Genomic DNA, 23,808 nt, shown 5'->3' on the forward strand with positions numbered 1-23,808 from the left:
GACAACTCATGGAATTCATCGATCCCGTCCCGACCGGCAAGGGGCCGGCCGAGTGGTTCACCGGCGATGTCTGGTTCGACGTCATCTACGCCGGGAAGGAACCCTCGCGGGCGCGTACGAACATGGTCCGTTTCTCGCCCGGCGCCCGCACGTTCTGGCATCACCACGTCCTCGGGCAGACCCTGCACGTCGTGAGCGGGACCGCGCTCGTCGGCACCCGCGACGGTGTCGTCTTCGCAGCCCAGCCCGGGGAGACCGTCACCTGCCCCGCCGGTGAAGAGCACTGGCACGGCGCCACCGACGACCGGTTCATGGAACACCTGGCCATCTGGGAAGGCGACGGGTCGAGCACGCCGGAGACGACCTGGCTCGAGGAAGTCACCGACGAGCAGTACCACGCGCCGCGCACCTGCCGCTCCTGAACCGTGCCCGACTCTTTTCCCGGAGGAGAGAACCCACATGACTGACACGATGCGCGCCCTCGTCGGCGGGATCGGCCCGGAATGGGTCCTCGAGGAGGTCCCCGTCCCGCAGCCCGGGCCCGGTGAGGTCCTGATCCGGAACCGGGCCGCGGCGACGAACAACGCCGACATCCCGATGCTCGCCGAGGCCGATCCCACCCACGGTGGTCACGGCAAGGAGTTCATCGCCGGGTTCGAGTACGCCGGCGAGGTGGCCGCACTCGGCGAGGGTGTGGATACCTGGCAGGTCGGTGACGCGGTGATGGGGTCGATCCCGTCGGCCTTCGCCGAGTACGTGGTCGCCGACCACCGGTTCGTCCTGCCCCGCCCCGCCGGGCTCGACCCGGAGATCGCCTGCGCGCTGCCGACCGGCCTGCTGACCGAGCACGGTGCGCTCACCACCGCCGGGTTCACGGCCGGGCAGAGCGTGCTGATCACCGGCGCGTCGACCGCGATCGGTCTCATCGGCGCGCAGATAGTCAGGGCATTGGGTGCCTCACACGTGATCGGCACGACCCGCAGCAGCGCCAAGCGGGACCTTCTCACCGGTGCTGGGGTCGAGACCGTGATCGTGACCGGCGAGCAGGACCTCACCGCCGCGACCCTGACGGCGACCGATGGCAAGGGCGTCGACGTCGTGCTCGACCACATCGCCGGCCAGACGTTCGCCGACTGCCTGGCCGCGACGAAGGAGGACGGTCACGTGGTCAACATCGGACGCCTCGACGGAGCCGAGTCGTCGATCAACCTCGACCACCTGTCCTACCGCCACCTCACCGTCCACGGCGTGTCCTTCGGCTTCACCCGCGACTGGGAGATGGCGAGCATCATCGCAGGGCTCCTGCCCGAGGTCATCCCGGCCGTCGCGCGTGGTGAGATCCGTCCCGTGATCGACCGGACCGTGGACGTCACCGACTTCCAGCAGGCAGCCGGGCGGCTCCGCTCCGGTGAGGCGGTCGGCAAGATCGTCCTCACCCTCGCCTCGGAGTGAGGACGCCTGTCGGGGTGGTGACACTCCCGTTCCTGTGGACCCTGTAGGGATCCAACACACTAGTTGCGCGTGACGGCGGAAGTCCGGAGGCGCTGATGAGTGACGGTGGCAGTGCCGGAGGGTTCGATCGCGGGTATCTGAACGCGGAACGTCGTCCCGGCCTGAGTCGACTCGACACTCGCCTGACCGTGATGCGCGTCGACGATCGAGGAGACGATTGCCAGCCCGAGGCCGGTGCTGTCGGTCTCGCGGGACCGGGCCTTGTCGCCCCGAACGAAACGCTGGAACAGGGTCTTCAGCAGGTCCGGTGCGATTCCGGGGCCGTTGTCGGTGATCGTCAATTCGGCCGTCACCACATTGCAGTCGTCGGTCGTGGTTGTCAACGTTGCGACCACGGCGGTACCCGGCGGAGTATGTACCCGCGCATTCGACAGAAGGTTCGCGACGAGCTGATGGAGACGCTCGTTGTCACCATTCACCATGACCGCGGACTCGGGCACGACCGCCGCCCAGCGGTGCAGAGGCGCCGAGACCCGAGCATCGTTCACCGCATTGACCAGCAGGTCGGCGAGATCGACACACGTCGTGTGCAGATCCTGGCCCTCGTCCAGACGGGCGAGTAACAAGAGATCGGCGACAAGCGCGCCCATCCGCTTGGCTTCCGATTCGATCCGGGCCAGCGCGTACTCGGTCATCTCGGGGAGCTGGTCGCTGTCCTGTCGAGTCAACTCGGCGTAGCCCTGGATGGCGGCCAGCGGCGTCCGCAATTCGTGGCTCGCATCCGTGACGAACTGCTTCATCCTCCGATCCGCCGCCACGCGGACCGCCAGTGCGTCGTCGACGTGACTGAGCAGGTGGTTCAGCGCTTCCCCGACCTTGCCCACTTCGGTCCGAGGATCCGTGTCGGGGTCCGCGACCCGCACCGTGAGGGCCGCCTCACCGGTGCCGAGCGGAAGATCGGTGACCTTCTTCGCCGTGGTAACCACGCGACTCAACGGTCGGAAGGCAACCCGAACTACGAGCACCGTACAGATCACCGTCGCGACGAGTGCCGCAAGGGCGAGAATCGACAACACCACGGTTTCGCGGACCACAGCCTCGTTTGCCGCTGTCAACGATATTCCGGCGACGAGAGTCAAATCTTCATCGTGTGCAAGGCTTTCCACCCGCATATCGCCGAGGCCTGCCACGTCGAAGTCCTGCCTGCGATTGTCTGCCCACTCCCTGCTCTCGATCTGGGCAATTGCCTCGGAACTGAGCGGGACCGGCTCGGCGTCCGAGAACACCGCAGAATCGGTGACTACCCCGTCGTCCAGGAGCACGATCACGGTGCCCGGCGCCTGCCCACCGAACTCGGTCAACGGCTTCACGTAGTTCGGGTCGAGGCCGGGAGCGGTGACCGGGCTTCCGTCACGATACTTGTCGACCGAGTGACTGAATACGGACATCGATCCGGTCAATTGCTTGTCGACGACAGTGGTGACCGACGCACGCAACGTCGCTACACCGACCACTCCGACGACGAGCAGGACAACCGCGATCACCGTCGTCAGTGCTGCGACCAATTTCCGTTGCAAACTCCACGGTCCCCGAGCGAGGAAGCGGCCCGATAATGTCATTCTGCGGGCCTGAGAATGTATCCGATGCCACGAACGGTGTGAATCATCGGCTCCCGACCCGCGTCGATCTTTCGCCGCAGGTACGACACGTACAGGTCGACGATGCTCGCCTTGCCGGCGAAGTCGTAGTTCCATACGCGGTCGAGAATCTGCGCCCGGCTGAGCGCGAGTCTGGGATTGTGCATGAAGTAGCGGAGCAGTTCGAACTCGGTGGCGGTCAACGCAATGCTGTCGCCGCCCCGTTTCACCTCGTAGCTGCCCTCGTCCAGCGAAAGATCGCCCACGGTCAGTACCGCATCGTTCTCCGAGATCGAATCGGCCGCCCGCCGTAGCAGACCCCTCAGTCGTGCAACAAGTTCTTCCAGGCTGAAGGGCTTGGTCATGTAGTCGTCGCCGCCGGCTGTCAGTCCGATCACCCGGTCGTCGACCGAATCCCGCGCAGTGAGGAAGAGGACCGGCACTCCCCCGCCCGAGCCCCGTATGTGCTGGAGCACACTCAGCCCGTCGATGTCGGGCAGCATGATGTCCAGAACCACCACGTCGAATTGCTGCTCACGAAATTTCTGCAGAGCGGTCGAACCGTCGTGCGCCACCTCGACGGTCCAACCCTCGTACCCGAGGGCGAGGCCCACCAGGTCGGTCAGAGTCGGCTCGTCGTCGACGAGTAGCACGCGAATCGTCGACCCGTCCGCTCGATACATCCGTGGCAGTTGCGCCAGAACGGCGCGGCGACGTCCCGAATCGGCGGCATGAAAATCCGGACGAGTTGATGACACTGCGACCATTATTCCTGATCGACTCTCGTGATCAAAGGATGCACGGGCACTTCATAGAAACCTCACATCTTTTCACACAGAACACACCGACAGGTTCTTTATCGTCATGCGTCATGCGTGGTGTGACAAACCTCTTCGGGTGCGGGACAAGGTGTGGACTGACGGGTACTACTCGGGCTGCCGGGACGGCCTGCCTATCGAACGGACAGTGATCGGTGCATGGACTCACGCAACGACATAGACGACGAAACTCACGAGTTCGAACCGCTGATCACCCGGAAGGGGGCGATCATCTTCGCGATTGTCTTCCTAATCCTGGTTGTCACAACCTATCTGGACGCAGCACCCACGTAACTTCTGTACTTCACTTCCTCGTCAGGACCCAGGTGCCGATCACGGCCAATGTCGCCACTTCACTCACTGCCAGGAGGCGCTCGGAATGACCGAAGGTCACGACCTCCCACCACGCAACACCGGTCACCGCAGCGACGACAAACGCGTATAGGAGTGGCGAAAAACTTGCGATCGCCAGCCAGGCGAAGAGCCGAGTCCGTCGGGCGTGCACACCATGGGTTCGATGCCGAAGCCACGGCCTGGCGAGGAGGACGGCCGCGATCGGAAGACTGACGAATGCAATTCCGCTCGCGGTGAGGTGAATGCTGCCACTGATACTCGGGGGTTGAGACCAGTCCTGTTTGGGAAAGATTGCGATGGCGAGGAGCCCGAGAACCCACAGTGTCAGGGCGACGGTAGCGCCGGATCTCCACCTCGTGAGCTGTTGGTCTACAACTGCTATGAGTAGCGCAACGGAGCCCGCAGCAAGGAAGAGAATGGCTAGGGTAAAGATCCAACGGCCGCTGCCGACACCGTATGCGCTGATGGCTGATTCGAGTCGGCTTCGCATCGCTACTACTGCATTCAGGTCGAGCAGGAGAAACATTGCAGAGGAGGCTGCAATCGCGCAGAGCGCTCCCAAGGCGACCCGAGTTGTCGGTTCCACGAGGGTGGGCCGTAGGGCAGTTGGTCTTGTCACAGGTCGATCCGTCCGATTGGGAGTCTGGAGCCGATTTTGGTTTGCGCTGTCAGCCGCATGGCACGTGAGGATAATGCCGAATTCGATGTGTCCCCTTTGAAAAGATAAGTGTTTCCTATGTGCCAGGGGTGTACCGCGAGTTCCTCCCGAAAGAGACTGGCGCCTTCTACATTTGAAGAATGAGAACCGACACCTTGACACGCGCCGCGCTCGCGACCGTTGTCTCCGCCGTGGCTCTCGTGCCACTGGCAGGATGCTCCGGTCTCGGCACCGGCCCATCCCCTTCGGAATCTGTTCCTGCCACTGAGTCGACCCTGCCGCCGGAGAGCAGCACAGGGTCGGCGACCTACGAGGACGGGACCTACAACGCGATCGGTGAGTACGGCGGCGGACCCTCCTACCTGAACGTCACCGTCACCATCAGCGACGAGGTCATTGCCGATGTCACGGTCGGGACAATGGCGGAGAACGAGACGTCCCTCGGATATCAGGAACGGTTCGCGGCCGCCGTCCCCGATGAGGTAATTGGGAAGAGCCTCGATGAGGCCGAGGTCGGGAGGCTGGCGGGCGCGAGCACCTGCCCAGATGGCTTCAACGACGCCATCGAGCAGATCCGCGAGCAAGCGCGCTCGACCGACGGCAACTGACTTGGGCTCCACGCGTTCACGGGCTCTCCGGGGTTCGTCGTGTGCAAGTCGGCTCACCCGGGGTGAACGCGTCGCTCTCCGCTTTCAGAACCGTCCCCGTACCGCGTCGAGGTCGCTCACCACACGGGCCGGTTCGCCGGCGATCGGCAGATTGTCTCGATCCAGGACGGCGTCGAACGACTGCACGGGATCGGTCTTCAACGCGGCGAACAGCGGCGTCAGATCGGATTGAGCCCCGCCCTTCTCTGCCACCAGTTCCAGGGTCTTGTGCTCGGCTGCGTCCGAGCTCAAGCTGCCGATGAGGACTTCCGCGATCTGCCGGCGTGCGATCACACCGTCCGACGGATCGCTCGCCCACCTGGCGTCGCCCTGCATCATCACGAGGCGGTGCTGATCCGGCTCGTTGTAGTCGAACCAGCCGGGACGGACAATCGTATAGGGCAGCCCGCTGGCCCTGACAAGGCGTTCACCGCGCCGCTTCCAGTCGTGGCCGGGCGTGGGCTTGGTGACGCCGATCGTCGTCATCAACGCGATCCGGGCGGGCTTCTTCAGCGCGTTCAGCACGTTGCGGACGGCGCCGTAGTTGACCCGTTCCGCTTCGTCGGCACCGCCATAGGTGCCGTGGGTGAATACCACCCCGGTCACCCCTTCGAGTGCCTCGGTGAGTGAGTCCGGCTGAGTGAAGTCGCCGACGACGACACGGGTGCCCTCAGGGAACAAGGAAGACTGATTGCGGTCGCGAACGAGCGCCCTGGTCTCGAACCCCTCGCGCAAGGCTTCGTCGACCGCCAGTCGGCCGATACTTCCTGATGCGCCGACGATGAGCACCGGGTTCGCGGACGGACGCGCGTCGCCCGGTCTTTTGTGAGGTTGCTGGTTCATATATTCAACGTTACGGTCGGCTCGAGCATGGAGGGAGGAACTGCTGAAACACCCATCCGCGGTTCCTCCTTCCGGAACCGAACATTCCTCGGAATTCGAAGGTTTCGGCGAGGCGATCTTCCCGGACCGCAACCGATCACCGATGACATGACCGTTCGGACACCGGCCGCCGGCGGTCGTCGGCAGCGACGAGGGGACGACTGCGTGCGATCGGAGCGTCCGTCAGATGAAGAGATCCCCGTCGAAGTTATCGGACCACTGGACTCTTCCATCACCCAGCATGCGCACCCAGCTGAACTCGAACGACCTGAGGCTCGCTGCTTCGCTCATAAACAGGGCGGTCGCCAACCCGTCCGCGGTGGCGGCGTCGGCGGCGAGCACCCAGGTCGCTACGACGTCCGCGACCGGGCGCCGGGTTCGGCCGTCGAGCACGTGGTGCAGTCCAGCGCCCCACGTTCGTCGGGTCGTCGCCGACGCGCACAGCGAACCGTCTCGGAGGTTCACCGTGCCGATCACTCGGCCGGGAGCACGGGGGTGTTCCAGTCCCACCCTGACGGCCTCGGCTCCGCGATGCCGCAGGTCGCCGCTGGCGTCGACGAAGAACCGGTCGATTCCCTCCTCGGTCAGCGTCTGGCTGACGAGGTCGACCAGGTACCCCTTTCCGGCTGCGCCGACGTCGATCACGGTCGGACGATCCGAGGCGATTGTGGTTCCGTCACGGTGGATGTCGGAGAGCCAGCGGTCGCGACGGCGGTTCGCGAGCGCGGCAGCGTCGGGGACGAGGGAATACCGGGCGTCGTAGCCGAGCAGTTCGAGGTCCCTTCCGATGAGCGGGTCGACCGCCCCGTCGGTTGCGGCGACGAGGCGGTCGTAGAGTTCGAACAGGGCGAGGTCCCGGGCGGGGAACTCGAACCGTCCCCCGCCCTCGGCGCGCGCGATCCGCGTGACCAGTGAATCCGCACGGAACCGGGACCAGACGTGATCGAAGTCCTCGGTGACGGAGCAGATTCTGCGCCGTACCTTCTCGGGGAGTGGCTGTTCGGTGTCGATCTCCCAATCGGCACCGATCACCTGGAACCGGAATGTGGCCTCGAGGTTCACCGGTTGGCCGTCCGTTCGCGCGTGGGCGCTCATCGGGTCACCGCGAGCTGCGGTTCAGGCTTCCGGGATGTCGCGGGCGAACAGCTCGGGGGTGACGGTTACGGGATCGGGTCCGCCGCGGACACCGGTATCGAGTGCGTCGATCGCGCCGAGCTGGTCGGTGGTGAGCTCGAAGTCGAACACGTCGAAGTTGGCGGCGATGCGCTCGGGGTTGACGGACTTCGGGATTGCCGAGCGTCCCTCCTGCAGGTGCCAGCGCAACATGACCTGGGCGGGCGTCCTGCCGTGGGCGGCGGCAATCTCGCCGATCACCGGATCGTTGAAGGTCGAGCGCGCGCCGTCGCCACGGTAGCTGGTGATGCCACCCATTGGCGACCACGCCTGAGTCAGAATCCCGTGCTCCCTGTCGGCGGCCTGCACGTCCGGCTGGGTGAAGTACGGGTGCGCCTCCACCTGGTTCACCGCGGGCACGACATCGGTCTGCTCAAGCAGTTTCGCGAGGACGTCGGGCATGAAGTTGCTGATCCCGATCGCCCGGACGCGACCGTCGGACAGCAACTTCTCCAGCGCCTTGTAGGCCTCGATGGTCTTGTCGAACTGCGTGGGCACGGGCTGATGCAGCAGGAGCAGGTCGATCTGGTCGACGCCGAGCTTGCCTGCGCTCTTGTCGAAGGCGTGCAGGGTCTGGTCGTAGCCGTAGTCGCTGATCCAGATCTTCGTCTCGACGAACACCTCGGAACGGTCGAGCCCGGACCGGCGGATGCCCTCGCCGACCTCGCGCTCGTTGAAATAGGAGGCGGCCGTATCGATCAGCCGGTAGCCGACGCTCAGCGCTTCGGCCACGGATGCGGCGGTCGTCTCGGGCGGGGTCTGGAAGACGCCGAAACCCAGGGCGGGCATCTCGACGCCATTGTTCAAAGTCACGTTCATACTCATATTCCTTGACGTTAGACATTCGATGTCAGATGAGGGAGTAACTGGCAGTACACCCTTCGCGGTTGGGTTGCCGGACTCGGCGGTGTGACTCTCCGCCCCACAGGTGGGGCGGGCCCGATCAGAATGAGCGATGCGCGCGGGCGTCACTGGTTGCCTGGCCGGTGGCGGCGAGGCTGCCGAGGAGCTTGAGGCGTTCCTCGGTGGGGCTGCCGGGCTCGGCGGTATAGGCGAACATGAACCATTCCGGATTCGCCGGCAGATCCATTGCTTCGTAGGAGAATTCGAGGTCGCCGACGGCGGGGTGGTGGATGCGTTTGATCCCACCGCGATGATGACGGACGTTGTGTGCGGCCCACCGGTGCCGGAAGGTGTCGCTACGGGTGACGAGCTCCCCGATCAGATCGGTGAGCGGCTTGTCGAGCGGATTCTGACCGGCGTAGGTGCGCAGGGTCGCGACGATGTTATCGGCGTTCTGTTCCCAGTCCGGGAAGAAGATCTGCGCGGCGGGATTGAGGAACGTGAACCGGGCCGTATTCCCTCGGTTCGCCGGATCATCGAGCAAAGGCGCGTAGAGTGCCCGCCCCAGTGGATTGGCGGCGATGAAGTCCATACGCCGGTCCCGCACCCACATCGGCGCGCCGGTCACGGCGTCCAGGAACCGCTGCAACGTGGGCGTCACGGTCTGCTCGGCGGGTCGTTTGCGTCGCCGCGGCGGTGGTGGTCCGGCGGCTCGGGCCAGGTCGGCCAGGTGGTCGCACTCGGCGTCGTCGAACTGGAGAGCTCTGGCGATGCTGTCGAGTATTTCGGGGGAGACGCCGGTGAGGTCGCCGCGTTCCATCCGCGCGTAGTACTCGACGCTGACCCCGGCGAGCATGGCGACCTCTTCGCGGCGCAGCCCGGGCACGCGGCGGCGTCCTCCGCCGATGATGCCCGCCTGGTCCGGGGTGATCCGGTCCCTGCGGGTCCGGAGGAACTCGGCCACTTCTGCTCGATGATCCATATCTTGAACGCTAACGTCAGCGATGCTGCGGTGGGAGGAACTGCCAGTACACGGATAAGACGTGACTCCCACGCGCGCGGACGGTGCGATGAAATGGGCATATGGCTTCTGCTTCCGCGCCCCCGGACAGCCCCTTGCCCGCCGGCCCGGCGCGAGCGCCGGACGCACTACGCACGACGAAGGAGACACGAACATGACCACCTGGTTCATCACGGGAGCTTCGAGCGGCCTGGGAGACGCGCTTGCACGGGCCGTCCTCGAGCACGGCGACAACGCGGTGATCACCGCCCGCAACGCCGACCACGTTCAGGACCTCGTCGCCGCGCACCCGAACAGTGCGCTGGCGGTGCCGTTGGACGTCACCGACCACGAACAGGTAGTCGCCGCGGTCCGCGCCGCGAACGACCGGTTCGGGGGCATCGATGTGCTGGTGAACAACGCCGGGCACGGGTACCGGGCCGCAGTCGAGGAAGCAGCTGTGGACGAGGTGGACGAGCTGTTCGCCACAAATTTCTTCGGCCCCGTCGATCTGATCAAGCAGGTGCTGCCGCAGATGCGTTCCCGCCGGTCGGGCACCATCGTGAACGTCTCCTCGATCGGCGCGCCCCGATCGAACCCCGCCTCCGGCTACTACACCGCGACGAAGGCAGCGTTGGAGGGCATGTCCGACGCATTGAACCGTGAGGTCGCGCCGCTCGGGATCCGGGTGATGGTGCTCGAGCCGGGCGCGTTCCGGACCGACTTCTCCGGTCGCTCCCTGAACCAGTCCAGCACCGTGATCGACGACTACGCCGACACCGCCGGAAAGCGCCGCAAGGAGAGCGACCACACCCACGGCACCCAGCAGGGTGACCCAGATCGCGCGGCGCAGGTCATCATCGACACGGTCCGAGGCAAGGACGCCCCCTTCCGCCTGCTGCTCGGGACCGACGCCATTCAGATCGTCCGCGAGGAGCTCCAGGGACGAATCGACGAGATCGACGAGTGGGCGCACGTCAGTGCCATCACCGACTTCGCCATCGAGAAGGACGACGAATGACGACGTGGTTGATCACCGGAGCATCAAGCGGACTCGGCCGTGCGCTCGCCGAGCGCGTTCTCGCTGCCGGGCATCAGGTCGTCGCAACCGCGAGGAACACGGACGCCCTCGACGACCTCCGGGCGGCTTATCCCGAAACCGCGTTGATCACGTCTCTGGACGTCACCGACCCGACATCCATCGATGCCGCCGTAGCGAGGGTCGAGGAGCGCTGGACCGGTATCGACGTGCTGGTGAACAACGCCGGCTACGGGTACACCGCTGCGGTCGAAGAAGGCGAGGACGAGGCTGTGGCTCGCCTGTTCGCGACGAACTTCTTCGGTCCCGTTGCGCTGATCAAGGCGGCCCTGCCCGGTATGCGCGGCCGCGGGAACGGCCTGATCATCAACATTTCATCTGTGGGCGCGCGCATCGCCATTCCGGGCGGTGGCTACTATTCCGCCGCGAAGGCGGCCCTCGAGGGACTGTCCGGGTCGCTCCGCAAGGAGGTCGAGCCGTTGGGGCTGCGCGTGATGGTCGTCGAACCCGGATCGTTCCGCACCGACTTTCGCGGACGCTCCGCCGACCGGTCCAGCGTCCAGATCGAGGCGTACGACCAGGTACTCGGACGGACAGGTGACTCGGCGCTCAGTCCGCAGCGTGGCGCACCGGAGAAAGCGGCGGCCGCGATTCTGCAGGCCGCCGAGGACGCCGAGCCACCGAAGTTGCTCGTTCTCGGTAGCGACGCGCTCGGCGGTTTTCGTGCAGCCGCCGACGACGCCGCCCGCGACGTCGATCGGTTCGAGCAACTCAGCCGCAGCACCGATGCAGCATCGTGAGCGCCGCCGCCGGCCCGCACCCGACGGCATCATGATCGAATCCATCAGCCGCAGAACACTCCTGACCGCGGGGCTCACCGGGATCACGGCCATCGCCGCGGTCCTCACCGGCTGCACCACCGGGCAGCGCCCGCAAGAGAGTCCGGCCACCGGAGAGCGAACCCCGAGGACACCCGATCCCGAGAGAACCACCGTCCCCGGCACGCGAGTGTTACTCGTCTACTTCTCCCGTGCCGGCGAGAACTACTACTACAGGGGCCGTCGGGACCTGGCGATCGGCAACACCGAAGTCCTCGCTGGGATGATCTCCGACCGGATCGACTGTGTCACCTACGAAATCGAAGCCGCCGACCCCTATCCCGATGCGTACGACCCGACGGTCGAGCGCAACCGCCGAGAGCAACAAGACGACGCCCGACCCGCGATCGCGAACCCGCTTCCGGACGTCAGCGGCTACGACATCGTGCTCCTGGGCAGCCCCGTGTGGAACATGCGCACCCCGATGATCATGTCCACCTTGATCGAAGGCCTCGACCTCGCAGGGAAGACGATCCTGCCGTTCGTCACCTACGCCGTCAGCGGCATGAGCGGAATCGACGACGACTACCGCGATGCCCTTCCCGACAGCGAGGTCCGTGACGGGCTGGCCATTCAGGGCGAGACCGTCGCAGAAGCAGCCCCGGAGCTCGACAAGTGGCTCAGCGCGAACAACCTCGTATGAGAAAGCAGCACGGACAACGCGCCCGCTCGTGTACGTCACGCCCGACCGACGGCGGTAAAGAGTAATACCAGTACACGGATAGCCGGTTACTCCCGCATTCGGAGTCACCATGGTGTGCTGGAAAGGCAGCAGGGCGAGCATCCCACCGTATGTCGGGTCGCTGCCACTGCGAGACCCCCCGACCAATCAGAAGGAAACCAATCACATGACTGACTCCCAGAACCTTCCCCGTGTTGCGGTTATCACCGGCGCATCGTCCGGGATCGGCGCAGCCACCGCTCGCGCCCTCCATGCCGACGGGTACCGCGTCGCGCTCCTGGCGCGCCGCCTCGGCCGCATCGAGGCTCTCGCCGCCGAGCTCGGTGACGGTGCGATCGCGATCCAGGCCGACGTGACCGACCGCGACGCACTAGTGGCCGCAGCCCAGCGGGTGCAGGACGAGCTCGGCGGGGCCGACGTGCTGGTCAACAACGCCGGAACCATGCTCCTGGGCCCGTTCTCCTCCGAACAGCGCGCCGACTACCGCAACATGATCGAGGTCAACCTGCTCGGCGCGATCACCGCCACCGAGGTCTTCCTCGACCAGCTCAAGGATGGCGGCGGCGACCTCATCAACATCTCCTCCGTCGCCGGACGCACGGCCAGGGCAACCAACGGGGTCTACGCCGCCACCAAGTGGGGCGTCAACGGATGGTCCGAATCCCTCCGCCAGGAACTGCTACCGGACGTCCGGGTCACGCTGATCGAACCGGGTGTCGTCGACACCGAGCTGCCCACCCACATCACCCACGAGGCCACCAGGCAGGCCGTGCAGCAGGGCTACGACGCGGCCGCGGTCAAGCCCGAGGAGATCGCCGAGGTCATCGCCTTCACCCTCGCCCGCCCCCGTCACCTGGCGATCAACGAGATCCTGCTCCGCCCCGCCGGCCAACTCGGCTGACGGCGATCCAGTCCACCCGCACGACACCGGGTGGACCGGTTCAGTATTTCCGCCGGGATTTCTTCCCAGTGGCAGCGCGGTACTGCTGATCGGGTCGATGGTCGGCACCGGCGAGTTGAGCCTCGGGCCAGCTACGGCCGAGTGAGCCGACGGGCACTTCATAGGAAGCTCACATCTTTTCACACAGAACGCATCGACAGTTTCTCTATCGTCATGCGGCATGCGTGGTGTGACACACCTCCCCGGGTTGCGGGACAGGGATTCGGGATGTCCTCCGCGAGATCTGATCTCGCTCCCAGCGGCCCCGTTGATCGCAGTCCCCGGGAACGTTGGAAATCTCGCCGGCACGCAGCACCGGGACAGCATCGACCATCCGACCGCCAATATTTCGCAGAACACGCTCTAGTCGGGAGAAAAAACGATATGCACACCACAACGATCGGCACGCGGACACGGATGGCCGCCCTCGCAGTGGCCGTCGCCGCTGCGCTCACCGCTTGCAGCTCCGGCGAGAGTGGAAGTGACTCACCTGCGACCGGACTCACCATCGCCGAGCAGGGCAGCTTCACCGTCGGCGGCACCATGACAACCGCGCCCGGCCAGTTCGATCCTCGTCGTCCCGCCGATCCGCAGGGACAGACCTATCACGGCGACCACGCCTACGCCTACTACCAGGTGCCCCAAGACACCCGGAACCTGCCTATCGTGATGCTGCACGGTGCCGGCCAGTCCGCCAAGACCTGGGAGACCACCGCCGACGGCCGGGAAGGTTTCCAAAACCTGTTCCTGCGCAAACAGTTCTCCACTTATCTCGTCGACCAGCCGCGGCGCGGTGACGCGGGCCGCGGCATGGTCGGCACCACCGTCACCCCGACCCCGGACGAGCAACTGTGGTTCAACCAGTTCCGCCTCGGGACCTGGCCGGACATGTTCCCCGGGGTGCAGTTCCCGAGCGACCCCGCAGCCCTGGACCAGTTCTACCGTTCGATGACACCCAACACCGGTCCCTTCGACGCCGGGGTCATCTCCGACAGCCTGTCAGCCCTGTTCGACAGGATCGGCGAGGGGATCCTCTTCACCCACTCCCAAGGTGGCGGGCCCGGCTGGCAAACCGCCATGAAGAATCCCGACGTGAAGGGTATCGTCGCGTTCGAGCCGGGCAGCGGATTTGTCTTCCCCGAAGGGGAAGCACCACAACCGATCCCGAACGGCTTCGACACTCTCAGCCCGGAAACCGTTCCGATGGAACAGTTCACCGCGCTGACGAAGATTCCGATCGTCATCTACTACGGCGACAACATCCCCAGCGAGCCCACCGATCAGCCGAATCAGGACAGCTGGCGGGCCCGACTCGAGATGGCACGGCTGTGGGCCGATGCAGTCAACCGCCACGGCGGCGACGCCACCGTCGTCCACCTGCCCGAGATCGGCATCATCGGCAATACCCACTTCCCGTTCTCCGACCTCAACAACACCCAAATCGCCGACGAAGTCTCGAAGTTCCTCGCCGACAAGCAACTCGACGGCAAGTAGCCGAACTCCCCTTTGTGAAAGGCGATATCGTGCGTTTGTCCTCCAAGGCCGCCCTGCTGTCGACGTCAGCCTTGCTGGGCGCCGTGATCATCGCGGCGCCCGCCCACGCCGGAAGCCCTCAGATCGGCGTCTGCCCCGAGATTTCTCGGCCTGCGGCTCCCGGTTCCCCGGAGAATTTCACCGGTCAGGTGCAGAGTAGGTCACTGTTCGGCGCGACCGATCACCTCGAAGCCTCGGGCGGTGAGGTCGGTTTCGAGCCGCACGCCCGGACCGCCTGGCATACCCATCCCGCAGGTCAGACGTTGATCGTGACCGAGGGTACCGGGTGGGTGCAGGAATGGGGCGGCCCCAAGCAGGTGATGACGGTTGGCGACGTGGTGACGATTCCGCCGGACGTCAAGCACTGGCACGGGGCGACCGCCGTGGACGCGATGACGCATATCGCCGTCGCCGAGGCAGTCGACGGCAGCCGTGTCACCTGGATGGAGCAAGTCGGCCCCGAACAGTACTACCTCTGAGAGAAGGAACTTCTGATGAAACTGTCCAGATGGGTCGCTGTCCCGGGAACGATCGTCTCGCTGTCGGTGCTGGCCACCGCATGCTCGGAGAACAACCCCGCGTCCTCGCCTTCGCCCGCGGCGAAGGTGGAGTCTGTCGATTCGGTCTCCCCGGCGCTGCAACGCTACGGCGACGAAGTCCTCGAAGACCAGCTGTGGCAGCGGACCGAGCTGTCCGCCCGCGACCGCAGCATCGTGACCCTCGCTGCCCTGATCGCCCGAAACCAGAGCGTGGAACTTCCCTTCTACCTCGATCGAGCGCTCGCCAACGGCGTCACCCCGACCGAGGTATCGGAGATCATCACCCACCTGGCCTTCTACTCGGGCTGGCCTAACGCGATGAGTGCCGTCGAAGCCGCCAAACCCGTCTTCGATGCCCGCGGTATCGACGCCGCGCAGCTGCCGGACGTCTCACCTCAACTCCTGCCGGTCGACCAGGAGTGGGAGACCGCACGCCGCAACCGGGTCGACGGCGATTTCGGCCAGGCGGCACCCGGCGTGCTCGGGTTCACCACGGACGTGCTGTTCCAGGATGTGTGGCTGCGCCCCGGTCTGGCGCCCCGCGACCGCAGCCTGGTCACGGTCAGCGCGCTCGTCGCGACCGGTCTCACCGGGCAGATCCGCTCGCACCTGACCCGCGCGATGGACAGCGGCCTCACACAGGCCCAGGCCTCCGAGGTGCTCACCCAGGTCGCGTTCTACGCCGGCTGGCCGTATGTGTTCACCGCGATGCCGGTCTTCAAAGAGATTTTCGAAGCCCGCCGGTGAGTTGTCCCGAATCGAGGAGGTAACGCCTATGAGCGCGCTGGACGGTAGCAACGCCCCCTGGCGGAAGGAAATCAATCGCAGGACCTTCGTCGGATCCTCGCTGGCGGTCGGTGGCGCCGTAGTGGCGGCACCGCTGCTGGCCGCCTGCGGTGACTCCGAGAACGGGGCGAGCGAGGCACAGACATCGGTCGTGCGGATGCGGATCAACGGCGAAGAACGCGAACTGACCGTCGACAACCGCACGTCGCTGCTGGACATGCTGCGTGAGCGCGCCGAGCTGACCGGTACGAAAAAGGGCTGCGATCAGGGTGCGTGCGGTGCCTGCACCATCCTCGTCGGTGGGCAGCGCGTCAACTCCTGTCTGACGTTGGCTGTGATGCACGACGGCGCCGAGATCACCACCATCGAGGGAGTCGCGGACGGCGACCGGCTGCATCCGTTGCAGCAGGCGTTCATCGACGAAGACGCCTTCCAGTGCGGCGCCTGCACCCCGGGCCAGATCATGTCCGGCCTCGGCTGCATACGCGAGGGCCGCACCAGATCACCGGCCGAGATCCGGGAATGGATGAGCGGCAACATCTGCCGCTGCGGGGCCTACACCAACATCGCGGCCGCTATCGGCACCGCCGCCAAGGAGAGCTGAACGCATGTTCCCCTTCCGATTCAGCAAGGCTTCCGACGAGCAAGCCGCGCTCAGCGCCGCCGCGTCGGGCGCACGCTACGTCGCCGGCGGCACCACCCTGGTCGACCTCATGCGCGAAACCGTCGAGCGACCCGAGGCGGTCGTCGACATCAACGCGCTGCCCTACCGCGACATCGATGTGCAACCCGGCCGGTTGCGTGTGGGTTCGCTGGTGCGGATGGCGGAGATCGCCGCGCATCCCGGAGTGCGCGAACAGTTCCCGATGATCGTGCAGGCTCTGGAACTGAGTGCGTCAGCTCAGCTGCGCAACAGTGCCTCCATCGGCGGCAATCTCCTGCAACGGACCCGGTGCCTGTATTTCCGCGACGTCACCGCGGCCTGCAACCGCCGCACACCGGGCGCGGGGTGCGCGGCGAGCGGGGGCCGCAACCGCACCCATGCGATCCTGGGCACCAGCGACAGCTGTGCCGCCACCCACGCCTCGGATGTCGCAGTGGCTCTGACCGCCCTCGACGCGACCGTCATCGCGCGAGACAGCAATGGGGAACGCCGAATTCCGCTCAGCGAGTTCTATCTTCGGCCGGGCACGAAGCCGAACCGCGAGAATACGCTGCGCCCGGGCGAACTGATCACCGCCGTCGAGGTCACCGTCGGTCCGGAAGCACGCCGGTCCGGCTACCTCAAGGTCCGCGACCGTGAATCCTACGAATTCGCACTGACCTCGGCGGCGGTTGCCCTCGACATCGCCGGCGGCAGGATCCGCACCGCGCGGGTTGCCGTCGGTGGGGTCGGTACCGTGCCGTGGCGGCTGCCGTCGGTGGAGCGCGCTGTCATCGGGCAGGCGCCGAGCGCCGAACTGTGGCGCACCGCGGCCGCCACCGCAGCCGACGGCGCGCAACCATTGTCGGAGAACGGTTTCAAAGTCGAATTGATCAAGCGGACCGTCGAACGTCAGCTCTCGACCATCGGAGCACTGCCATGACCCTCGCGAGCGGCCGGCCCATCTCCCGCGTCGACGGACCACTCAAGGTCACCGGCAAGGCCACGTACACCGCCGACAATATCGAACCCGGGCTGGTCTACGCCGTACTCGTGGACAGCACGGTCGCGCGCGGCACGGTCGACTCCATAGATACCACTGCTGCACAACAGCATTCCGGCGTGCTGGAGGTGATCACCGACTTCACCGGCGTCACGCTGCCGTTCGACCCGAAGCAGGTGCGCTCCCACGGACAGCCGATCGCAGTGGTCCTCGCCTCCACATCGGAAGCCGCGATCCACGGCGCAAGGTTGGTCACCGCGCGCTACACCGAGGCACCGCAGATCACCGACATGCACGACCCCGCGGCGCCGGCCGAACCCAACACTCGCACCCCCGACTACAGCCGAGGCGACCCAGAAGGCGCCCTCGCGTCGGCGGCAGTGGTCAGCGATCTGCATTACGACATTGCGCGCAACAATCACAACCCCATCGAATTGCCCGCGACCGTCGCCCGGTAGGACGGCGATCGGCTCACCGTGCGCGACAAGGTGCAGGGCGTGCCGCAGTCGCAGGCGAGCTTGGCCAAGGCCTTCGGCATCCCGGTCGAGAATGTGCGGGTGATCTGCCCGTTCGTCGGTGGCGCGTTCGGCAACGCGCTCGAGGTGTGGCCACATGAACTCATCACGTGTTTCGCCGCACGCAAACTTGCTCGCCCTGTCAAGCTGGTCCTGACCCGCAAACAGCTCTACAGCGTGGTCGGGTTCCGCCCGGCCAGCAGCCAGCGCCTGGCCGTCGGCGCCGACCGGGCGGGAACGATCACCTCGATCATCCACGAGGTGTCCATCGAGACCTCGCGCTACGACCAGTATCTGGAAGCCAACGCGCCGTACGCGCGGTTCATGTACAACTCTCCCAACATGCGCTCCACCGCGCGCCTGGTGCCGCTCGACATCAACCCGGCCGCACCCATGCGGGGACCGGGCACCGTCACCGGCGCGTACTCCATGGAGTGCGCGATGGACGACCTGGCGCACCGGCTCGGCATGGATCCCATCGACTTGCGGTTGCGCAACGAACCGGTGGTCGACCAGTCCGAAGGACTGCCCTTCTCCACCCGGCGGGTCACCGAGTGCTTTCGCCGCGGCGCCGACGTCTTCGGCTGGTCGCGTCGCAATCAGGTGCCCGGAGTCATACGCGAGGGCAACCTCCTGATCGGATACGGCACCGCGGCTGCGGCCTATCACACACTGACCGCCGACTCCTCCGCGGTGGCTCGGGCCAACGCCGACGGCACCTTCGAGGTCCGCAGCGCCACCATCGACATGGGGCCGGGTACGTACACGTCCATGACCCAGGTGGCCGCCGACGCACTGGGCGTGCCGATGTCACGGGTGCGATTCGCGCTCGGCGACAGCACCTTCCCTCCCGCGCCCCTGCACGGTGGCTCGATGACGATGGCCAGCGTCGGGTCGGCCGTGCACATCGCGGGAAACATGCTGCGTGACAGATTTATTCGAACCTCTGTCGTCGATCCCGGTTCCCCGCTGAACGGTCTGCGCCCGGACCAGGTCGGTGCCGCCGACGGCCGCATGTTCCAGACCGATGACCAGGCCCGCGGCGAGACGTACCAGGACCTGTTGCGGCGCCGCGGCTGGAACAGCCTGGATTCCCAACAGGACTGGGATGCCGGCGACGCCGCCGAACGGTACTCGATGTGGGCCTACGGTGCGGTGTTCGCCGAGGTCGCCGTCGACGAACTGCTCGGCACGGTCCGGGTCCGGCGCATGCACGCCTGCTACGACTCCGGGCGGATCATCAACCCGAAACTCGCCCATAGCCAAGCCATCGGCGGCATGGTCGGCGGGATCGGGATGGCGTTGATGGAAGGCACGCACCTCGACTACCGCGACGGCAAGATCGTCAACGCCAACCTGGCCGACTACCTGGTCCCCGTCAACGCCGACATCACCGCCCTCGACGCGGAATTCGTGCCCGCCGAGGACATGATCGCCGACCCGCTCGGAGTGAAGGGGCTCGCTGAGGTGGTGATCGTCGGCGTGCCCGCAGCAGTTGCGAACGCAGTGTTCAACGCGACCGGAAAACGGGTGACCAGCCTTCCCATCACCCTGGACACCCTGTTGTGACGGCTCATCGGCGGGGAGGTCCGCACGCGTGAAGTGCTGGCGGATGTGATGGTGGTCTGGCGGGCAGGCGGCACGGTGGGTGTCGCCACCGTGGTGCGGACTCTGAGGTCGGCGCCACGGCTGCCGGGCGCCACGATGACCGTGGCCCCGGACGGCGTGGTCGCAGGATCTGTGTCGGGAGGCTGCGTCGAGGCGGCGTCGCAGTGCACCTTCCCTCAGCTTCAGACTGTGGCCGACAACCTTGCCGCTCACCGACCGACCGCGGTGGCAACCATCATCGCCCACCCCGACGACAACAGGGTGGGGGCCAGGCTGGTGATCGAGAACGACACGGTCGCCGGCACGCTCGGATCGGCGCGCACTGACGCTGCGGTGCGCGACGACGCGCGTGGCCTGCTCACTGTCGGCCGCAGCACCGTGTTCTCTTACGGGCCGGAGGGAGAGCGACAAGGCGACGGGATGGAGATCTTCGTCGCCAGCCATGCGCCGCCGCCGCGGATGCTTATCTTCGGTGCGGTCGACTTCGCCGCCGCCCTGGCACAGCAAGGATCGCTGCTGGGATATCGAGTCACCGTGTGCGATGCCCGCCCGGTCTTCGCGACTCCCGCCCGGTTCCCCGCCGCCGACGAAGTCGTCGTGGAGTGGCCCCACCGCTACCTCGCGGCCCAAGCCGATGACGGCGCGATCGATGCCACCAAGGTGATCTGTGTGCTCACCCATGACCCGAGGTTCGATGTTCCGGTCCTCGACATCGCGTTGCGGCTGCGCAGTCCGATCGGTTTGGATCTGGGCGCACGCACACCCGAGGAGACGGCGGTATCGATCGTGGCCGAGGTCGTCGCGTCACGGTGGGGCGGTGCCGGTCGTCCGTTGGCCGAGACCGGCGTGCGCATACATCGCGACGTTTCCGATGCCGTCGCCATCACCCGTTGAAGTCGGCCCTCTGCGCACCTCGAGATGATCGGCGCACGCTTCTTATGGATTCCCCAATGGTGTTCATGCGGTTCAGATTTCGAATAGCCCAGCGGCGCCCATGCCGCCGCCGATGCACATGGTGACCACGACGTATCGGGCCCCGCGGCGACGCCCTTCGAGTAGTGCGTGTCCGACGAGGCGGGCGCCGCTCATGCCGTAGGGGTGGCCGATGGAGATGGCGCCGCCGTTGACGTTGAAACGATCGGGGTCGATGCCGAGGTGGTCGCGGCAGTACACCGCCTGGGAGGCGAAGGCCTCGTTGAGTTCCCACAGGTCGATGTCGTCGATCTTCAGGTCGTGTTGGCGGAGCAGTTTCGGGATGGCGTGGACAGGGCCGATGCCCATCTCGTCCGGGTGGCTGCCCGCGACGGCCATCCCTCGGTAGGTGCCGAGGACATCGAGGCCGCGGCGGGCCGCCTCCCGGCCTTCCATGAGCACGGCGGCCGAGGCGCCGTCGGAGAGCTGGGAGGCGTTGCCTGCGGTGACGCTGGCCTTCTCGGTGACGTGCCCGTCCTCGAGGACGGTGCACAGCCCGGCGAGTCCGGCGAGATCGGTCTGTGGGCGGTTGCCTTCGTCCTGGGTCACGGTGACCGTCTCGCCGCCGGCCTCCCCGGTGGAGCGGTCGGTGACCGCCTTGGTGGTGGTGAGGGGAACGATCTCGGCATCGAACAGCCCCGCCTGCTGAGCGGCGGCGGTGCGGTGCTGGGACAGAAGTGCGAAGGCGTCCTGGCGATCGCGGGAGACGCCGTAGCGTTCGGCGACGATCTCGGCCGTCTCGAGCATCGGCATGTACGTCTGCGGCAGGTTCTCCACCAGCCACGGGTCGCGGGCCCGGTAGCGGTTCGCGTGATCATTCTGCACCAGCGAAATCGATTCGACGCCGCCGCCGACCGTGACGGTCATGCCGTCGGCAATGATCTGTTTCGCGGCGGTGGCGATGGCCATCAGCCCGGATGCGCACTGGCGGTCGATGGTCATACCCGGCACGGTGACCGGCAGCGATGCGCGCAGCGACGCCTGGCGGGCGATGTTGAGTCCGGAGGCGCCTTCCTGCATGGCGCAGCCGAGGACGACGTCGTCGATCTCAGCAGGGTCGATCGAGGCCCGCTCGACCGCGGCGGTGATCGCGTGGGCGGCGAGGTGCTGCGGCTGGGTGTTGTTGAAGGCGCCGCGGTAGGCCTTGCCGATCGGGGTTCGTGCCGTGGAGACGACGACGGCTTCTCGTGTCACTGGGTTCCTTCCGGAGTGAGGCGATGATGTTCAGCAGGGAGCCGGGGTTCGGCGCCCTCGCGAATCGGCGGGATCACTTGAAAATCGACCGTTCGAGGACACGGAAGTCATGGCTCGGGATGACCTCGCAGTCAAGGGCTTCGATCTTCAGCAGACTCTCGTGATAGGCGACGAGATCGGTGAAGAGTCCGACGGGAATGTGGTCGGCTTCGGCGTCGCCCTCCCAGTTGTCGTACAGGTAGACGCAGTCGCCGGCGATGAGGTAGCGGGTGGTGTCTGCCTCGACGAGAACGCCCTGCGAGCCCGGCGTGTGTCCTGGCAAGGCGACCAGTGAGATTCCCGGAGCCAACTCGGTGTCACCGTCGACGGGAACGATCTTGTCCTCGGCTCGCTGCCAGGCGGGGTCCATATGTGGCAGTGCTTCGAATTGCCGGCAGTGCCAGGGCACGGGCTGTCGGGCGAAGTCGAGTTCACGTTGCTGGACGACGACGCGTGCGTTGGGGAACAGATGGTTGTTCGAGCTGTGATCCCAATGCAGGTGTGTGTTGACGACGAGGCGCACGTCGTCCGGATCGATCCCGGCGGATCGCAGCGCCACCTCCGGTCGTTCCTCGACAGTTTGTTCCATCTTGATGCGGTGGGTGTCCCAGGCTCGGCTGAGGTCGGCCCCGGTATCGACGACCACGGGCGCGTCCCCGCCTTCGATCACGAACATGATGAGCGGGAGGTCCATGGTGTCGCCCCATCCCCGCAGATAGGTGAACGAGGGCTTCGGGAGGCCGAATACTCGGCCGACAGAGAATGCTCTGATCGTCAGGCTCATGGGACCACTCCGATGTAGTTGTCTAGTTGTTTTCAGCTCGTGCGAATCCGATGTCGGGAGGGAGTTCGTCCAGTGCCCTGCTGCGGGTCTCTCGAAGGACGAACGTGCACACAAGTCCCACCAGGCAGTAGCCCGCCAGGAAGATCCCGAAGACAAAGCCGCCGTGACTACCGATGATGCTTGCTGCTACCAGCGGGGGGATACCACCCCCCAGGATGGCGGCGAGGCTGTAGGCGAGACCGGCGGCGGTGAAGCGGTAGCGCGTGTGGAACAGCTCGGAGAGGAAGGACCCGCAGACTCCCCAGCCGTGGCCGGCGATGAGGAAGCTCACGGTGATGCCGATCCAGAACGCGACTGGCGACTCGGTGTCGAGCAGGGGGAAGAGGACCAGCGCCCAGGGTATGCCAATCATGTTGACGATCAGCAGAACAGGTCGGCGGCCGATTCTGTCGGACAGGATCGCACCCGAGATCATGGCCAGCCCGTTCACCACGTTCCCGAAGATCCCGGCCGCGAGCACGCCGTGCTGACTCAGGTGCAGCGTAGCGGTCCCGTAATTGATCAGATACGCAATCCCGATGTAGCCGAAGGCAAACGACGACACGAGCGCCCCGGCGCCGAGGAGGATCTCCCTCCATTGGTTGGCCAAGGCGTCCTTGAACGGGAGACTGCTTCGCCCGCGCCGCTTGACCTCGTTCGCGAAGATCGGGCTCTCCTCGAGCTTGAACCGGGCGTAGAGGCCGACCGTGACGAGAACGATGCTGAGGAGGAACGGAACACGCCAGCCCCAGGCGATGAATGCCTCGTTGCTCATGAAGAGGCCGGTCACGAAAAAGGTCGACAGCGCGAGGATGTTGGCCACGGCTCCGCCGAGGTTGGTGAACATCGACCAGAAGCCGCGGCGGTCGCTGGGAGCGTTCTCGGACGTGAACAGTGCAGCGCCTGCCCATTCACCGCCCGCGGCCAACCCTTGGGCTATGCGGAGCACGATGAGCAGGATCGGTGCGACGACCCCTGCGGTCGCTGCGGTGGGCAGCAGACCGATGATGACCGTGGCGGTACCCATCAGGCACATCGTGGAGATGAGCGTCCGCTTAGGGCCTGTGACAAAATAATGTCGCTTTAGCTGGTTTCGGGCGTTACCGTTGAGCTATGACGGATGTGGCGGACTCGGTGGCGCGGCGGTATG

23 protein-coding genes and 2 pseudogenes are annotated in these 23,808 nt (G+C 65.9%); 15 read left to right on the plus strand and 10 right to left on the minus strand.

Annotated elements, in window-relative coordinates; translation table 11 throughout:
* Positions 1–8 precede the first annotated feature (8 nt).
* Complete coding sequence (locus tag ACFWAY_RS37475; RefSeq protein WP_378514114.1) at positions 9–422, plus strand: cupin domain-containing protein; 414 nt, start codon at positions 9–11, stop codon at positions 420–422.
* Positions 423–459: 37 nt separating this feature from the next.
* On the plus strand, positions 460–1,452 hold the full coding sequence (locus ACFWAY_RS37480) for a zinc-binding alcohol dehydrogenase family protein (RefSeq protein ID WP_378514115.1): 993 nt from the start codon (positions 460–462) through the stop codon (positions 1,450–1,452).
* A 59-nt stretch (positions 1,453–1,511) separates the two neighbouring features.
* Here the strand turns inward: ACFWAY_RS37480 and ACFWAY_RS37485 are convergent, their stop codons facing one another.
* The 3 genes from ACFWAY_RS37485 to ACFWAY_RS37495 all read right to left on the minus strand — a co-directional run bounded on the left by ACFWAY_RS37485 (position 1,512) and on the right by ACFWAY_RS37495 (position 4,787).
* The gene (locus tag ACFWAY_RS37485; RefSeq protein WP_378514116.1) at positions 1,512–3,017 is read right to left on the minus strand and encodes a sensor histidine kinase; all 1,506 of its coding nucleotides are present in this window, start codon (positions 3,015–3,017) and stop codon (positions 1,512–1,514) included.
* 50 nt (positions 3,018–3,067) lie between these two features.
* On the minus strand, positions 3,068–3,856 hold the full coding sequence (locus ACFWAY_RS37490) for a response regulator transcription factor (protein ID WP_378514117.1): 789 nt from the start codon (positions 3,854–3,856) through the stop codon (positions 3,068–3,070).
* A 355-nt stretch (positions 3,857–4,211) separates the two neighbouring features.
* On the minus strand, positions 4,212–4,787 hold the full coding sequence (locus ACFWAY_RS37495) for a DUF998 domain-containing protein (RefSeq protein WP_378514118.1): 576 nt from the start codon (positions 4,785–4,787) through the stop codon (positions 4,212–4,214).
* 272 nt (positions 4,788–5,059) lie between these two features.
* Here ACFWAY_RS37495 and ACFWAY_RS37500 point away from each other — a divergent pair, with 272 nt between their 5' ends.
* Positions 5,060–5,527: a calcium-binding protein gene (locus tag ACFWAY_RS37500; RefSeq protein WP_378514119.1), complete on the plus strand. Its 468-nt coding sequence runs from the start codon at positions 5,060–5,062 to the stop codon at positions 5,525–5,527.
* 84 nt (positions 5,528–5,611) lie between these two features.
* Here the strand turns inward: ACFWAY_RS37500 and ACFWAY_RS37505 are convergent, their stop codons facing one another.
* The 4 genes from ACFWAY_RS37505 to ACFWAY_RS37520 form a co-directional block, all read right to left on the minus strand.
* Positions 5,612–6,409, minus strand: a complete 798-nt coding sequence (locus tag ACFWAY_RS37505) for an SDR family oxidoreductase (protein WP_378514120.1) — start codon at positions 6,407–6,409, stop codon at positions 5,612–5,614.
* Between the two features lie 222 nt (positions 6,410–6,631).
* Entirely contained in the window at positions 6,632–7,543 is a 912-nt protein-coding gene (locus ACFWAY_RS37510) for an FAD:protein FMN transferase (RefSeq protein WP_378514121.1), read from the minus strand.
* A gap of 21 nt (positions 7,544–7,564) precedes the next feature.
* Positions 7,565–8,446, minus strand: coding sequence for an aldo/keto reductase (locus ACFWAY_RS37515; protein WP_378514122.1), 882 nt, complete (start codon positions 8,444–8,446; stop codon positions 7,565–7,567).
* Positions 8,447–8,564: 118 nt separating this feature from the next.
* Positions 8,565–9,446 carry a helix-turn-helix transcriptional regulator gene (locus ACFWAY_RS37520; RefSeq protein ID WP_378454907.1) on the minus strand — a complete coding sequence of 294 codons (882 nt, stop codon included), beginning with the start codon at positions 9,444–9,446 and terminating at the stop codon, positions 8,565–8,567.
* Positions 9,447–9,639: 193 nt separating this feature from the next.
* Between ACFWAY_RS37520 and ACFWAY_RS37525 the strand changes: the two genes are divergently transcribed.
* The 12 genes and pseudogenes from ACFWAY_RS37525 to ACFWAY_RS37580 all read left to right on the plus strand — a co-directional run bounded on the left by ACFWAY_RS37525 (position 9,640) and on the right by ACFWAY_RS37580 (position 20,524).
* On the plus strand, positions 9,640–10,485 hold the full coding sequence (locus tag ACFWAY_RS37525) for an oxidoreductase (RefSeq protein WP_378514123.1): 846 nt from the start codon (positions 9,640–9,642) through the stop codon (positions 10,483–10,485).
* Positions 10,482–11,303, plus strand: a complete 822-nt coding sequence (locus tag ACFWAY_RS37530) for an oxidoreductase (protein ID WP_378454909.1) — start codon at positions 10,482–10,484, stop codon at positions 11,301–11,303. The genes ACFWAY_RS37525 and ACFWAY_RS37530 overlap by 4 nt, the downstream gene beginning before the upstream one ends.
* Complete coding sequence (locus ACFWAY_RS37535) at positions 11,290–12,024, plus strand: flavodoxin (protein WP_378514124.1); 735 nt, start codon at positions 11,290–11,292, stop codon at positions 12,022–12,024. The genes ACFWAY_RS37530 and ACFWAY_RS37535 overlap by 14 nt, the downstream gene beginning before the upstream one ends.
* A 205-nt stretch (positions 12,025–12,229) precedes the next feature.
* Positions 12,230–12,964, plus strand: a complete 735-nt coding sequence (locus tag ACFWAY_RS37540) for an SDR family oxidoreductase (RefSeq protein ID WP_378514125.1) — start codon at positions 12,230–12,232, stop codon at positions 12,962–12,964.
* Positions 12,965–13,387: 423 nt separating this feature from the next.
* Complete coding sequence (locus ACFWAY_RS37545) at positions 13,388–14,497, plus strand: alpha/beta fold hydrolase (protein ID WP_378514126.1); 1,110 nt, start codon at positions 13,388–13,390, stop codon at positions 14,495–14,497.
* Between the two features lie 29 nt (positions 14,498–14,526).
* Complete coding sequence (locus ACFWAY_RS37550) at positions 14,527–15,015, plus strand: cupin domain-containing protein (protein ID WP_378514127.1); 489 nt, start codon at positions 14,527–14,529, stop codon at positions 15,013–15,015.
* Between the two features lie 15 nt (positions 15,016–15,030).
* Complete coding sequence (locus ACFWAY_RS37555) at positions 15,031–15,822, plus strand: carboxymuconolactone decarboxylase family protein (RefSeq protein WP_378514128.1); 792 nt, start codon at positions 15,031–15,033, stop codon at positions 15,820–15,822.
* Between the two features lie 28 nt (positions 15,823–15,850).
* Complete coding sequence (locus ACFWAY_RS37560) at positions 15,851–16,465, plus strand: (2Fe-2S)-binding protein (RefSeq protein WP_378514129.1); 615 nt, start codon at positions 15,851–15,853, stop codon at positions 16,463–16,465.
* Positions 16,466–16,469: 4 nt separating this feature from the next.
* A complete protein-coding gene (locus ACFWAY_RS37565; RefSeq protein WP_378514130.1) occupies positions 16,470–17,447 on the plus strand; it encodes an FAD binding domain-containing protein in 978 nt (325 codons plus the stop codon).
* On the plus strand, positions 17,444–17,965 hold the full coding sequence (locus ACFWAY_RS37570) for a hypothetical protein (RefSeq protein ID WP_378514131.1): 522 nt from the start codon (positions 17,444–17,446) through the stop codon (positions 17,963–17,965). Before ACFWAY_RS37565 ends, ACFWAY_RS37570 begins: the two co-directional genes overlap by 4 nt.
* Positions 17,966–17,980: 15 nt before the next feature.
* Positions 17,981–19,591, plus strand: a pseudogene (locus ACFWAY_RS37575) (xanthine dehydrogenase family protein molybdopterin-binding subunit); the annotation flags it as partial.
* A gap of 48 nt (positions 19,592–19,639) precedes the next feature.
* Positions 19,640–20,524 (plus strand): XdhC family protein, encoded by an 885-nt coding sequence (locus tag ACFWAY_RS37580; RefSeq protein WP_378514134.1) that lies wholly within the window; start codon positions 19,640–19,642, stop codon positions 20,522–20,524.
* A gap of 72 nt (positions 20,525–20,596) precedes the next feature.
* Here the strand turns inward: ACFWAY_RS37580 and ACFWAY_RS37585 are convergent, their stop codons facing one another.
* The 3 genes and pseudogenes from ACFWAY_RS37585 to ACFWAY_RS37595 all read right to left on the minus strand — a co-directional run.
* The gene (locus tag ACFWAY_RS37585; RefSeq protein WP_378514132.1) at positions 20,597–21,796 is read right to left on the minus strand and encodes an acetyl-CoA C-acyltransferase; all 1,200 of its coding nucleotides are present in this window, start codon (positions 21,794–21,796) and stop codon (positions 20,597–20,599) included.
* Between the two features lie 73 nt (positions 21,797–21,869).
* A complete protein-coding gene (locus ACFWAY_RS37590; RefSeq protein WP_378514133.1) occupies positions 21,870–22,619 on the minus strand; it encodes an N-acyl homoserine lactonase family protein in 750 nt (249 codons plus the stop codon).
* A 22-nt stretch (positions 22,620–22,641) separates the two neighbouring features.
* A pseudogene (locus ACFWAY_RS37595) lies at positions 22,642–23,709 on the minus strand (MFS transporter); the annotation flags it as partial.
* Positions 23,710–23,808: the final 99 nt, after the last annotated feature.

The organism is Rhodococcus sp. NPDC059968 (assembly GCF_042738615.1).
Lineage (GTDB): Bacteria > Actinomycetota > Actinomycetes > Mycobacteriales > Mycobacteriaceae > Rhodococcus_F.

Excerpts from the sequence above, each read along its gene's own strand:
- ACFWAY_RS37525 (WP_378514123.1), top strand. The coding sequence starts at position 9,640 with ATGACCACCTGGTTCATCACGGGAGCTTCGAGCGGCCTGGGAGACGCG.
- ACFWAY_RS37500 (WP_378514119.1), top strand. The coding sequence starts at position 5,060 with ATGAGAACCGACACCTTGACACGCGCCGCGCTCGCGACCGTTGTCTCC.
- ACFWAY_RS37560 (WP_378514129.1), top strand. The coding sequence starts at position 15,851 with ATGAGCGCGCTGGACGGTAGCAACGCCCCCTGGCGGAAGGAAATCAAT.
- ACFWAY_RS37545 (WP_378514126.1), top strand. The coding sequence starts at position 13,388 with ATGCACACCACAACGATCGGCACGCGGACACGGATGGCCGCCCTCGCA.
- ACFWAY_RS37530 (WP_378454909.1), top strand. The coding sequence starts at position 10,482 with ATGACGACGTGGTTGATCACCGGAGCATCAAGCGGACTCGGCCGTGCG.
- ACFWAY_RS37565 (WP_378514130.1), top strand. The coding sequence starts at position 16,470 with ATGTTCCCCTTCCGATTCAGCAAGGCTTCCGACGAGCAAGCCGCGCTC.
- ACFWAY_RS37535 (WP_378514124.1), top strand. The coding sequence starts at position 11,290 with ATGCAGCATCGTGAGCGCCGCCGCCGGCCCGCACCCGACGGCATCATG.
- ACFWAY_RS37580 (WP_378514134.1), top strand. The coding sequence starts at position 19,640 with ATGGTGGTCTGGCGGGCAGGCGGCACGGTGGGTGTCGCCACCGTGGTG.
- ACFWAY_RS37480 (WP_378514115.1), top strand. The coding sequence starts at position 460 with ATGACTGACACGATGCGCGCCCTCGTCGGCGGGATCGGCCCGGAATGG.
- ACFWAY_RS37510 (WP_378514121.1), bottom strand. The coding sequence starts at position 7,543 with ATGAGCGCCCACGCGCGAACGGACGGCCAACCGGTGAACCTCGAGGCC.
- ACFWAY_RS37515 (WP_378514122.1), bottom strand. The coding sequence starts at position 8,446 with ATGAGTATGAACGTGACTTTGAACAATGGCGTCGAGATGCCCGCCCTG.
- ACFWAY_RS37555 (WP_378514128.1), top strand. The coding sequence starts at position 15,031 with ATGAAACTGTCCAGATGGGTCGCTGTCCCGGGAACGATCGTCTCGCTG.
- ACFWAY_RS37475 (WP_378514114.1), top strand. The coding sequence starts at position 9 with ATGGAATTCATCGATCCCGTCCCGACCGGCAAGGGGCCGGCCGAGTGG.
- ACFWAY_RS37540 (WP_378514125.1), top strand. The coding sequence starts at position 12,230 with ATGACTGACTCCCAGAACCTTCCCCGTGTTGCGGTTATCACCGGCGCA.
- ACFWAY_RS37495 (WP_378514118.1), bottom strand. The coding sequence starts at position 4,787 with ATGTTTCTCCTGCTCGACCTGAATGCAGTAGTAGCGATGCGAAGCCGA.
- ACFWAY_RS37590 (WP_378514133.1), bottom strand. The coding sequence starts at position 22,619 with ATGAGCCTGACGATCAGAGCATTCTCTGTCGGCCGAGTATTCGGCCTC.
- ACFWAY_RS37570 (WP_378514131.1), top strand. The coding sequence starts at position 17,444 with ATGACCCTCGCGAGCGGCCGGCCCATCTCCCGCGTCGACGGACCACTC.
- ACFWAY_RS37490 (WP_378514117.1), bottom strand. The coding sequence starts at position 3,856 with ATGGTCGCAGTGTCATCAACTCGTCCGGATTTTCATGCCGCCGATTCG.
- ACFWAY_RS37505 (WP_378514120.1), bottom strand. The coding sequence starts at position 6,409 with ATGAACCAGCAACCTCACAAAAGACCGGGCGACGCGCGTCCGTCCGCG.
- ACFWAY_RS37520 (WP_378454907.1), bottom strand. The coding sequence starts at position 9,446 with ATGGATCATCGAGCAGAAGTGGCCGAGTTCCTCCGGACCCGCAGGGAC.